Origin of the sequence: Chryseobacterium hilariae, assembly GCF_051400735.1 — a bacterium.
In the GTDB taxonomy this organism is placed as follows: domain Bacteria; phylum Bacteroidota; class Bacteroidia; order Flavobacteriales; family Weeksellaceae; genus Chryseobacterium.
Genome location: NZ_JBLFFJ010000001.1, coordinates 1,326,073 through 1,338,399 on the forward strand (window position 1 = coordinate 1,326,073; position 12,327 = coordinate 1,338,399).

General features: G+C 37.6%; 12 protein-coding genes. 9 read left to right on the forward strand and 3 right to left on the reverse strand.

Annotated features, from left to right (window positions below; all coding sequences use genetic code 11):
* The first annotated feature begins 2 nt into the window (after positions 1-2).
* The 4 genes from ACMGDK_RS06035 (at position 3) to tpiA (ending at position 4,090) form a co-directional block, all read left to right on the forward strand.
* Entirely contained in the window at positions 3-683 is a 681-nt protein-coding gene (locus ACMGDK_RS06035) for a DUF6058 family natural product biosynthesis protein (RefSeq protein ID WP_436807103.1), read from the forward strand.
* Position 684: 1 nt separating this feature from the next.
* On the forward strand, positions 685-1,035 hold the full coding sequence (locus ACMGDK_RS06040) for a tellurite resistance TerB family protein (protein ID WP_436807104.1): 351 nt from the start codon (positions 685-687) through the stop codon (positions 1,033-1,035).
* A gap of 27 nt (positions 1,036-1,062) precedes the next feature.
* A complete protein-coding gene (locus ACMGDK_RS06045) occupies positions 1,063-3,189 on the forward strand; it encodes a S9 family peptidase (RefSeq protein WP_436807105.1) in 2,127 nt (708 codons plus the stop codon).
* 139 nt (positions 3,190-3,328) lie between these two features.
* Positions 3,329-4,090, forward strand: a complete 762-nt coding sequence (tpiA, locus tag ACMGDK_RS06050) for a triose-phosphate isomerase (protein WP_436807106.1) — start codon at positions 3,329-3,331, stop codon at positions 4,088-4,090.
* Positions 4,091-4,179: 89 nt separating this feature from the next.
* Here the strand turns inward: tpiA and ACMGDK_RS06055 are convergent, their stop codons facing one another.
* The 3 genes from ACMGDK_RS06055 to dnaG all read right to left on the reverse strand — a co-directional run bounded on the left by ACMGDK_RS06055 (position 4,180) and on the right by dnaG (position 8,430).
* Positions 4,180-5,445 carry an esterase-like activity of phytase family protein gene (locus tag ACMGDK_RS06055; protein WP_436807107.1) on the reverse strand — a complete coding sequence of 422 codons (1,266 nt, stop codon included), beginning with the start codon at positions 5,443-5,445 and terminating at the stop codon, positions 4,180-4,182.
* 194 nt (positions 5,446-5,639) lie between these two features.
* Positions 5,640-6,326 (reverse strand): ATP-dependent Clp endopeptidase proteolytic subunit ClpP, encoded by a 687-nt coding sequence (gene clpP / locus ACMGDK_RS06060; protein ID WP_436807108.1) that lies wholly within the window; start codon positions 6,324-6,326, stop codon positions 5,640-5,642.
* A gap of 121 nt (positions 6,327-6,447) precedes the next feature.
* Complete coding sequence (gene dnaG, locus ACMGDK_RS06065) at positions 6,448-8,430, reverse strand: DNA primase (protein WP_436807109.1); 1,983 nt, start codon at positions 8,428-8,430, stop codon at positions 6,448-6,450.
* 236 nt (positions 8,431-8,666) lie between these two features.
* Here dnaG and tsaE point away from each other — a divergent pair, with 236 nt between their 5' ends.
* The 5 genes from tsaE (at position 8,667) to ACMGDK_RS06090 (ending at position 12,212) form a co-directional block, all read left to right on the forward strand.
* Positions 8,667-9,074, forward strand: coding sequence for a tRNA (adenosine(37)-N6)-threonylcarbamoyltransferase complex ATPase subunit type 1 TsaE (gene tsaE, locus ACMGDK_RS06070; RefSeq protein ID WP_436807110.1), 408 nt, complete (start codon positions 8,667-8,669; stop codon positions 9,072-9,074).
* A gap of 63 nt (positions 9,075-9,137) precedes the next feature.
* Positions 9,138-10,331 carry an alanine dehydrogenase gene (locus ACMGDK_RS06075; protein WP_111956148.1) on the forward strand — a complete coding sequence of 398 codons (1,194 nt, stop codon included), beginning with the start codon at positions 9,138-9,140 and terminating at the stop codon, positions 10,329-10,331.
* Positions 10,331-10,702: a hypothetical protein gene (locus ACMGDK_RS06080; RefSeq protein ID WP_436807111.1), complete on the forward strand. Its 372-nt coding sequence runs from the start codon at positions 10,331-10,333 to the stop codon at positions 10,700-10,702. Before ACMGDK_RS06075 ends, ACMGDK_RS06080 begins: the two co-directional genes overlap by 1 nt.
* 51 nt (positions 10,703-10,753) lie before the next feature.
* A complete protein-coding gene (locus ACMGDK_RS06085; RefSeq protein WP_436807112.1) occupies positions 10,754-11,527 on the forward strand; it encodes a histidine kinase in 774 nt (257 codons plus the stop codon).
* Positions 11,502-12,212 (forward strand): LytR/AlgR family response regulator transcription factor, encoded by a 711-nt coding sequence (locus ACMGDK_RS06090; RefSeq protein ID WP_436807113.1) that lies wholly within the window; start codon positions 11,502-11,504, stop codon positions 12,210-12,212. The genes ACMGDK_RS06085 and ACMGDK_RS06090 overlap by 26 nt, the downstream gene beginning before the upstream one ends.
* The last annotated feature ends 115 nt before the right edge of the window (positions 12,213-12,327 follow it).

Genomic DNA, 12,327 nt, shown 5'->3' on the forward strand with positions numbered 1-12,327 from the left:
CTATGGAAAAGAATTTGAGATATATTAATGAAAATTACATTACTGAAGATAATATATGTGCTGTAACAGGCATTACCAAAGATGAACTTAAAATACTTATTCAAAACCATTTAGTTCCGGATGCCTCTTATGTGATTTCTCAACAAATAAAAATCACTTCACCACTGAATGATGAATTCCAGAGTGAGATCACTGAAAAATATTTCAGTAAAAATTGTATCCAACTGATTCAGGAGCATAAAAATCTGAAGGATTCTCTACAATATAAAGCTGAATTTAAAGAGAAATTTATTCGTGACTTAATGAGACATCCCGATAAAAATTTTGCTTATCATCATATTTCGGAAAATGATCTTGAAGATCAGCAAAAAATCAATGAAATTTTTGAGGATGAATGGGATGCTTATTGTAAAGGTATTTATGGAATCTGTACTCTCCATTCAACTGAAGAAGAAATTGTAAAAAAGGAAATTATTGTAAAGAAACTCATGCAATTCAACTCCCTGTTTTCTCAAAAGACGCTTAGCAATGATGAAAAAGAGGAGCTAATGAAATTAAATGAAGAATTTAACGAAGTAGCTTCAAAATTTGCACCTTATCAAAGGGAAGCAAGCAGCAGAGGAAAATATCTCGATAGAATTTTAGAAAAAAATAATTTAGATCATTTAATAAAGAATTACTAATATGCAAAAATCAAATAAATCAATCGCCGGTTATCACCTGTTAATGATCCTTTCTTCTGTAGACGGAGAATTTGCTCCTGAAGAAGGAATGCTGATTCAACAGTATATGGCAGACGAATTTCCGTTCAGAATGAATCTTGACAATGAACTGGAAACTTTGGCTCTTCTAAAGCCTGAAGAATGGAAAGACCACTTTGAATTCCACGCAAGATGTTTCTTTGATGATTCTACAGACGAGGAGCGCGTAAAATTCGCAGAATTTGCTAAAACACTGATCAAAGCTGACAATAAAGTCACGGATGAAGAGCATACTTTCTACAAGCTTCTGAAAAACCTGTGGAATTTAGCATAGGAAACACACCAAAAAACAAACTATACTATGAAAAAATTTTATCTGGGAATATTAATTATGAGTACTTCTATGATACAATCTCAAAAATTCCCTGCCCTTAAAGCTCCGACCGCTGAAAAGCAGGAACATATCCGGGAAATTCATGGTGATAAAGTAAACGATCCCTATTACTGGTTGATCGATTATTTTAAAAAGGGAAAAGATTCCACGAAAGTCGTTGATTATCTGAAAGCCGAAAATACCTATTGGGAAGGCATGATGAAGGATACGGAACCTTTCAGGGAAAAGCTTTTCCAGGAAATGAAAGCCCGCATCAAGGAAAAAGATGAATCTGTACCTGTTTTTGAAAACGGATACTATTATTATACTCGTACAGAAGCCGGAAAACAATATTTCAAATACTGCAGAAAAAAGGGCAGCCTTACCGCTCCTGAAGAGATCCTTCTGGATGTGGATAAACTGGCTGAAGGACATGCTTATTATGCTGCATCAGGCTTTAGCATAAGCCCGGATAATACAAAGCTGGTTTATGGTGTAGATGATGTTTCCAGAAGACAGTATACTTTATTTTTAAAAGATCTGAAAACCGGAAAAACAACTAACCTGGGCATTAAAAATACAGAAGGCTCCGCAGAATGGGGCAATGACAATAAAACGATTTTTTATACAGAGAAAAATCCGGTTACTCTTCTATCTGAAAAAATCAAGAGACATACGTTGGGAACGGATCCGGTTAAAGATGTAACGGTTTATGAGGAAAAAGACCACTCCAACTATATCTCGGTATACAAGTCTAAAAATCATAAATTTCTTCTGATTTATTCGGGCGCTACCACTTCTTCCGAAACCAGATACCTGGATGCCAATGATCCGAACGGAACATTCAAAGTTTTCCAGCCGAGAATGAAGAATGTTTTGTACACCATTACACCTTTGGAAGACAAATTCCTGATCAGAACGAATAAGGATGCGCTTAATTTTAAAATAGTGGAAACTCCTTTGGATAAGACCGGTGTAGAGAACTGGAAAGATTTCATTCCGCACAGAAATGACGTCTTAATGCAGTCTGTGAGCGCGTTTAAAAATTATCTTGTTTTCAGTGAAAGGCAGAACGGACTTACGCAACTTGTTATTTATGACAGAAAGACAGGTAAAAAGGAAGCTCTGACATTTGATGAACCTACTTACACCATTTCTTCACTGGAAAATCCTGAATACGATACGGACAATTTCCGTTTCGGATATACTTCAATGATAACGCCTGTTTCTCAGTTTGAGCAGGATTTAAAGACAGGAAAAAGAATATTACTGAAACAGCAGAAGGTTCTTGGCGGTTATACCAAAGATGATTATACTACTGAAAGACTTTTTGCAACGGCAAAAGACGGTACAAAAATTCCAATTTCTATTGTTTATAAGAAAGGATTCAAGAAGGATGGAAACAGTCCGCTGCTTCTTTACGCCTATGGGTCTTACGGAAGCTCGATGGATGCAGCTTTCAGCAGTACGAGACTTAGCCTTCTGAACAGAGGTTTTGCTTTTGCCATCGCTCACATCCGTGGTGGCCAGGAAATGGGAAGACAATGGTATGAAGACGGAAAAATGATGAAAAAGAAGAATACTTTTACCGATTTCATCGATGCCGGCGAATTTCTTGTTAAGGAAAAATACACTTCACCAAAACATCTTTATGCACAGGGCGGAAGCGCCGGAGGCCTTTTGATGGGTGCGGTAGTGAATATGAACCCCAATTTATGGAATGGTGTAATTTCGCAGGTTCCGTTCGTAGATGTTGTCAATACAATGCTTGATGAAAGTATTCCGCTGACTACCAATGAATATGATGAATGGGGAAATCCAAATAATAAAGAGGCATATTTCTACATGAAATCATATTCACCATATGAAAATATCGAAAAGAAAAACTACCCTAACATTTTGGTAACTACAGGGCTGCACGATTCCCAGGTCCAGTATTTTGAGCCTGCAAAATGGGTATCCAAGCTTAGAGATATGAAAACTGACAAAAACGTATTATTATTAAAAACTGACATGGATTACGGCCACGGTGGTGCATCGGGAAGATTTGATTATCTGAAGGATATTTCGCTGGTGTATGCTTTCATGTTTAAACTAGAGGGAATTACTAAATAATTAAACATCTCGCAGATTTTGCGGATATTGCAGATTTTAAATGACTGAAAATAAAATTTTTGTTTCGTGAGTTCGTATTTAGCAATTCATAAAATCTGGAAAAAAATAAATAATAAACAATAATTTACATAATAAGACTATGAGGAGAAAAATAGTTGCAGGAAACTGGAAAATGAATAAAAATGTCATCGACGCACAGCAGTTAATGATTCAATTACTGAGCTATAAAAACAATAACACCACCAACTGCGAAGTATGGATAGCACCACCTTCTTTATATCTGATGATGGCTAAAGATATTTTCGAGAAGGATGAAATCGGTGTATTTTCTCAGGATATGAGTGAGCACGAAAGTGGTGCTTATACAGGAGAGATTTCTGCAGATATGCTTGAATCTATCGATGTGACAGGTTCATTGATAGGCCATTCTGAAAGAAGACAATACCACGGTGAAACGGATTCTCACTGCAACAGAAAGATCAAATTAGCTCTTGATAAAGGCCTGATCCCTGTATACTGTAATGGTGAAACACTTGAACAGAGAAAAGCCGGGCAGCATTTCGAAGTGGTGAAAAACCAGACTGAAGTAGCTCTTTTTACGCTTTCTGCTGAAGAGATCAAAAAAGTGGTGATCGCTTACGAACCGGTTTGGGCTATCGGAACTGGGGAAACAGCTTCTCCGGAACAGGCTCAGGAGATCCACGCACATATCAGAAGCATCATTGCTGCAAAATACGGACAGGAAGTTGCTGACGAGGTTTCTATCCTTTACGGAGGTTCTGTGAAGCCTGATAATGCTAAGGAGATTTTCTCTCAACCGGATATCGATGGCGGATTAATCGGTGGCGCAGCTTTAAAACTGGAGGATTTCTCTAAAATTATTGAAGGATTTAATTCATAGGTTTTCGCTGAGTTCCTATTGAATATAAACCATATACAATCAAAAGCGGCGGCATCTTCGATGCCGCCGCTTTCTTAAAAAAAATCTAATTATTGAATATCGACTACATACATTGTTCCTTTGTCTACTTTTCCTGTTTTAGGAAGAATCTTGGCTTTCGGGTTTCCATTTCCGTCATCTAAGATTCCAAAATCATCATCATTGAAGACTGCCAGTTTATTATTTCCCAAATAAACGATTCCTTCAAATTTATCATGTTCATATCCTAATTTTGCTACCAGATCCACGGCTAAAATCTTGGAAACTGGCTTTAATCCGGCATTAGTGATTTCATCCCAGGTAGACTGTTCTAAAGTTTTATTGTTGATTTTCATCCCGTCAATGGCTGTAATATCGGTTCCGTTCACATCTGAAGCACCGGCTATATTAATCCTGTATACTTTTTTACTACCACCCTGAGATCCGAAGTTTCCATCTCTTTCGATTACCAGAAATTCTGTATTGCTGATGGCTGTAATATCACATACCGAGTCTGAACCACCGCCATTTTGTTTATACAGATATTGTTTGGTCTGTCCTGTTGCAATATCAAAGGTTACAATTCTGGTTAAAGTTGTATTGGTTGCCAGTGCCTTTGTTGGAACATACATTGTAGACTGTATCGTTCCTACCAACGTTTTCCCATCAGGAGTGATGCACAATCCTTCCATTCCTCTGTTAGCTCTTCTTTTGGCTAAAACAGCAGGAAGTTTACGTGGTCCTGTATTGACACCTATCGGACTTATTCTTTCCAGTTCCACTCCTTCTGCATTATAGTGAACAATATGAGGTCCGTATTCATCAGAAACCCAAAATGTTCCGTCCGCTGCTGCTACAATGCTTTCGCTGTCCAGTCCGTAATTATCTGTTCCTAAAACATTTCCTGATGAATCATAGGCTGTTTCACCAGTACTTCCCATTCCTGCAGGGTTTGGTAAGCCTGTAATCGGTTGGCCGGAAGGATTTTTCAGCTTAATATATTTAATAACCTCGATATTTCCTTCTCCATTGATCTTAAAATGCATGATGGTTGGTGTAAAATTCGGAGCCGGAAATTTTTTTCCGTTCAGGTAGTCTGTATTCGGACCACGGTCTGTGATCACATAAAATTCACCTTTTCTGGTAGGATGTGCCGCTGCACCGGAACCAAATCCACCGTTAATGACATCAACACCATTCACCGTTGCTAATTTGGAAAAAGGAAATTCCTGAGGGAGTTTAGTATAATTGATATCCTGATTATTCATCTTGTTGTCATCATCTTTACATGATGCGAACGCCGTGAATACTATCGCCGATAACAGCAGTTTTTTCATAATTACTTTTATGCCGCGAAAGTATACATTGATTGTAAACTGATCTTGAATTTAATAATAATTGTATTTTAACAATAAAGATTTTAAGTGTATTCTTTGTTAACATTTTTAAACTCAAAACTTTTGTCTTTTTTGTGGTAAAACAAAAAAACGCACCGAATCGGTGCGTTTTTCAATATTCCTAAAAAAGGAAATTATTTTTTCTCTGTAGATCTCTGTAAAACTTCGTCTACCATTCCGTAGCCTTTCGCTTCTTCAGAAGTCATCCAGTAATCTCTGTCAGAAGATTTCTCTACCCATTCGTAGGTTTGTCCTGAGTGCTGACCGATGATTTCGTAAAGCTCCTGCTTCAATTTCAACATTTCTCTTAAATTGATCTCCATATCCGAAGCCACTCCCTGAGCACCTCCTGAAGGCTGGTGAATCATTACTCTTGAATGCTTAAGCGCAGAACGCTTTCCTTTTTCTCCTGCTACAAGCAAAACCGCTCCCATTGAAGCTGCCATTCCTGTACAGATAGTTGCTACATCAGGCTTGATGATCTGCATCGTGTCATAGATTCCTAAACCAGCGTAGACGCTTCCACCAGGAGAATTGATGTAGATCTGAATATCTTTCGATGGATCCGCACTTTCCAGGAATAAAAGCTGTGCCGTTACAATATTGGCAACCTGATCGTCAATTCCTGTTCCTAAAAAGATAATTCTGTCCATCATCAGACGTGAAAACACGTCCATCTGTGCAACGTTTAATCTTCTTTCTTCCATGATATACGGCGTAAGATTTGTTGGGCCGTACATTCCCATATACTGATCGGTAACCAGACCGCTGTTTCCTAAATGTTTTACAGAGAAATCTCTGAAGTCTTTTTTAATGTCCATATTTCTATTATGTATTATTAAATATTTTTTTCGAAGTTTAAATTACAACTTTTATTCCTAAAATTTTATAGGACTTTTTGTCACAGAATATCCATCTGAGCATCAGTATTATGTCTGTAAATTATCTTTTCCTATCCACATAGATCCCTTTGATCGGAGAATATTCAATAATATCACTCAATCTAATCGAAGCCTGTTTCAGCAAAGTGATTTTTTTAATAAGCTCGTAGTATTTTTCCTCATCTGTTCCGTTGTACTGGTCCAGCTGTCGTGCTGTTTCTTTGATCAGATAATCAATATACCTGTATTTATGGAGTAAGACATCTCCCTGTACCTGTTCAGCTATTTTGTCGCCGTAATTGGGGGGATAAATATTTCTGGAACCCCAGTTCTCCAGTTCATCCAGAGGCATCAGTGCATCTACTACCTTGGTGGTAATCTCTTCATCCATAAAGGTCACGAAAAAATTCCCGCTTCTCAGCTCATCTTTTTGGATTCCTTCTTTCACTTGATTGATGATAATTTCATTTCCTTTTACTAAAAAACTATACTGCTCTTCTTCAAAATGCAGCAGAATTTCTTCAATAACCGTGATCTGATATTCCTCATTTTTTTCATTGGTCCTTTTCAGAACAATATCTCCAAACATCAGCATATGATCCACAAGTTTGCTCTCCATGAATAAGACATCATATAAATAAGGATCTTCCTTTTCCTTATCCAAAGGCACAATTTCCAGTTTTGGCTGAACTTTTTCTTTCTGCTGCTGAACGTGCTGATGCTGGTTTTGCGTGATCTGTTTCTGAACATCAAGTTCATTAAAAAGGCTCTGCTCGGAAAGCCCGAATTTGTTGGAAACCTCTTTAAGATAAACTTCCCTTTTTAAAGCATTCTGAACAAAACCCACAGATTTTACAATATCTCTGATCGCTTCAGCTTTTTTAATTGGGTCATTTCCTACTTCCCTTAAAAGAATTTCAGCTTTAAAATCAATGAAGTCCTTCGCTTCATTTTCGATGAATTTTTCAACATATTCCTGCGGATGCTTTCTGGAAAAGGAATCAGGGTCATCACCATCCGGAAACAGCAGGACACGGATATTCATACCTTCCGTCAGAAGCATGTCGATACTTCTGAAACTGGCTTTGATCCCCGCATTGTCACCATCAAAAAGAATCGTCACATTTTCCGTAAGCCTTTTGATAAGCTTAATTTGTTCCGTTGTCAAAGACGTTCCGGAGCTCGCCACTACATTCTCGATTCCCGCCATATGAAGGGCGATCACATCCATATAACCTTCCACCAGAAGACAGACGTTTTTCCGTGAAATAGCCTGTTTACTCTGATTTAAGCCATAAAGTACATTGGATTTATGATAAATTTCAGTTTCCGGAGAATTCAGATATTTAGCTGTCTTGACATTATTTTTAAGAATCCTGGCCCCGAAACCTAAAACCCTTCCCGAAAAACTGTGAATCGGGAAAATAACCCTTTCCCGGAAACGGTCGATCCCCGAAGGTGTATTCTCAGGAAATATGGAAAGTCCGGATTTTTCAAGGATTTCTTTTGTATAGCCTTTTTCCTCTGCATACACTGTGAATGCATTTTTCTTTTCCGGTGAATATCCGAGCTGGAATTTCTTTATGATATCATCCTTAAGCTCACGTTCTCTGAAGTAAGCCAGACCAATACTTTTTCCTTCTTCCGAATCCCAAAGAATATCCTGATAATAAGAGTTGGCAACTTCATGAATTTTATACAGCTGATCTTTTTCGGTCTGTGCATGCTTTGCCTCTTCAGAAAATTCCCGCTGATCTTCTTCAATCTCGATTCCATATTTTTTGGCGGCGTGACGAAGGGCTTCAGGGTAAGTGAAATTTTCGATCTCCATCAGGAAAGAAATGGCTGTTCCTCCTTTTCCTGTTGAGAAATCCTTCCAAATCTGCTTACTTGGTGAAACAACAAAACTTGGAGATTTTTCTTCATGGAAAGGACTGAGTCCTTTGAAATTAGACCCGGCTCTTTTCAGCTGAACGTACTCTCCCACTATTTCTTCTACCCGTATCGTTGAGAATATTTTATCTATGGTCTGTTTGGAAATCATAGTGTAAAAATAAGTAAATTTATAGAGATAGAGAAAGTGTTTTGCATTCGGATAGAAGTGTTTTAGCGTTTGAAAAATTTTTAGAGTTAACAATAACTATATTAATATGAAATACAAATATTTCTACAATTAATAAACAAAAAATCATATTTCCCACACTTCCACCCTAAAACTCTCTCACTCTCAACCCTTACCAGTCTCCAATTAAATTGCTTATTTTTGCACAAATTACTTTTATGCAGTTCACTATACAAAAGATCGAAGACTGGCAGGAAGTTGTCGATAAGATTATTCCTGACTTAAAGCATAATATCCTTCTACTAAAAGGAAACCTTGGCGCGGGTAAAACAACATTCACGCAATTTCTTCTTAAAAACCTGGGAAGCAGCGATGAAGTAAACTCTCCCACTTACTCTATTGTGAACGAATATGATACACCGGAAGGAAAGATTTATCATTTTGACCTTTACCGTTTAAAAAATATTGAAGAAGTGTATGACATCGGCATAGAAGAATACCTGGATAATGCTTTTTTATGCATCATAGAATGGCCGGAAGTGTATGAAGAAGAGCTCTACGGGCTTAACTACCACACAATGAGCATCGTGAATACCGGCGATAAAAGAGAAGTTTCATTCGAGTAAATATTATGTATCTTTGCTTATTAATTCATAGTAAAATAACAACCTGTAAGACCTAATTAAAGAATGAGTACTACAAATATTTTTACTCCTTTCACTGAAGAAGAATTGATGCCGAAGGAAGAAAAGTTGGAGGTTATAAAGAAAGGAAAACAGTTCAGCATTGGAATTCCTAAGGAGACCTGTCTTAACGAAAGGAGAACATGCATTACTCCGGATGCGGTACAGGTATTGGTAGAACACGGCCACGAGCTTATTATAGAGGCAGGCGCCGGAGAAGGTTCTTTTTTTACAGATCTTCAGTATTCTGAATCCGGGGCGAAGATCACTAATGATCCCAAAGAAGCTTTCGGACAGGATCTTATCTTAAAGGTCAACCCACCTACAGAAGAAGAAATAGACTACATGAAGCCTAATACATATCTGGTTTCAGCTCTTCAGATCAACCTGAGAGACAAAGATTATTTCTTAAAACTTGCGGAAAGAAAAATCAATGCCATTGCTTTTGAATTTATCGTAGATGAATATAAGCAGCTTGCTTTGGTAAGGCTGATTGGTGAAATTGCAGGAACAGTTTCTATTTTATATGCGTCAGAACTTCTTGCCTTGTCAAACGGTTTAATGCTGGGTGGCATCACAGGAGTAAGGCCTGCAGAAGTTGTTATTTTAGGAGCCGGCATCGTAGGCGAATTTGCTACGAAAGCTGCCATCGGGCTTGGAGCCAGTGTAAGGGTTTTCGATAATTCACTTTCAAAGTTAAGAAGACTTCATACCCTTGTAGACAGCCGTGTCCCGACTTCCATTATTGATCCGAAAGAATTAAGCAAAGCTTTAAGGCGTGCAGACGTTGTTATCGGTGCGCTTCCAAGATTGAATATGACTCCGATCGTTACTGAAGAAATGGTCGCAAAAATGAAAAAAGGCAGCGTCATCATTGATATTACGATAGACAATGGCAAAGTGATCGAAACCTCCGAACTTACGACCATGGATAATCCTTATATTATCAAACACGGCGTGATCCACTGCGGACTTCCGAACCTTACCTCCAGAATGCCAAGAACGACTACAAAAGCGATCTCCAATTTTTTCCTCTCCTATATTCTGAATTACGATGAAGAAGGCGGTTTTGAAAATATGCTGATCCGCAAAAATGAAATGAAGCAAAGTCTGTATATGTATAAAGGAAGACATACCAAAAAAGTGATCTGCGACCGTTTCGGACTTACCTATCATGATATCAATCTTTTAATTTTCTAATGAAAAAAGTTAAATTCTTTTTAATAGGCCTTATTCCGGGGCTGATTCTTGTATTTTTTATTCTAAACAAAAAAGGAGCGAGCTGTAGCGGATATCTTCCCAACAGCCGCGTAATTGCTGAAACCCTATCTAAAGAATTCAAGTATTCCGAAGACGTTAAAAACGGAATGATTACTTATAAAATTGATGAAAAATTTATAAAAGACAGTATCATTACCAAAGGAAAAGTAGATTTCGACAGAAGCCACGCACAGAAAAAACCTTGTCCTGACTATGTTCTTACCTATCCTGAGAAGAATCCCTCTTATGAGATTACCTTTGAAAAGTGTGAGGAAACAGTTACTGTAAACAGTCTGAAAAAACTGAAATGATCCTGAGGATCTTTTTACTAAATTTGTATAAAGATCATTAAAGCAATTTTTATGGAAGGCAATTACTACATGATCCACGATTATCTGATATTCATTGGAGTTTTTGCTATATTCTTCCTGCTTACGGTCAGCATTTACCTGTTCAGCCAAAACAACAGGATTAAACAAAAAAATATCCGCCTTTCTGAAACCAACAGGATCATTGAACAGAAGCTGAATGAAGTTCAGCTGGAACATATCGGTACAAAGCTGAACCCACATCTGTTTAAGAATATTCTTAATTCTGTGCAGTCGCATGCCTACCAAACCTATATGTCTCTGGATAAGCTTGCGAATGTTCTGGATTATATCCTGTACGAAAGCAACAATAAATTTGTCAGCCCTAAAGAAGAATTAAACTTCGCCTTAAGCCTTATCGAGATTAATAAAATAAAGATCAATCCTCTTTTTGATTTCAGGATTAAATCAAAGATCAATAAGTCTGATGCGGTATATGAGGAAAAAGTCTTTGCCCCGCTGATCTCTGTTGACCTTATTGAAAACGCCTTTAAACATACTGATTTTCTGGCTCAGGATTCTTTTATCTCGATCCACCTGGAACTTGAAAACAGAATTTTCACCATGAAAGTAAGCAACAAATCTTCATTAAAGAATATTCTTGAAAAGGAAAACAGCGGTTTCGGAAGCCAGTCTCTGGATCAGAGGCTTAAAATGATCTACAGCAATAATTACCAGCTGGAAAAAAGTTCAAAAAATGGTATATTCACCGCAGAATTACAAATCAATTTAGGAGAGTTCTATGATAAAATGCGTTATTCTCGATGATGAACTACTGGCAATCAGCTATTTAAAACTTCTATGCGAACAGATCGAAAATGTAGAAGTCGTAAAAGCATTCAATGATCCTAAAATTTTCCTGAGCGAAATAGACAATATCGACTGTAACCTCTGCATCCTGGACATTGAAATGCCGGGTATGACAGGACTCCAAGTGGCAGAGCTCATTTCCGGTTCCAAAAAAATCATTTTCACGACCGCTTACAAAGAATATGCAGCAGAAGCTTTCGACCTCAATGTAGTCGATTATGTCAGAAAACCCATCAAAAAAGAAAGACTGATCCAGGCCTTTGAAAAAGCAAAAGAACTGGTAGACATTCCTCATAAAAAGGATTTGATTGAATGGAACACCAATATCGGCAGAACCGTGATTTTTACTGAACAGATCGCTTATATTAAAACCTCAGAAATCGATAGCCGCGACAAAGATATTATTCTGAATGACGGAACCACGATCGTCTTAAAAAACCTCAGCTTTAAAAACCTCCTTGAAATGCTTCCTCCAAAGGATTTCGCACAAGTCAATAAAAAAGAAATTATCGCCCTGTCTTCCATCAAAATATTCTCTACCAGCGAAATTATCACCACAATCCAGCAGGAAGGAGACCATTTCCTTAAGCTTCAGATTGGAGAAGCATATAAGCAGGCATTAATGGAACTGTTCGGAAAGTAATTTTCAGACATTTTTTACTGCAGAATGCAGCCGCTTCATTACATCTTCCTCTTTTACATTAACTTTACGCCATATTTTGTTGCTGATTAGATTTGACTAGCCAGAGAAAATAGTT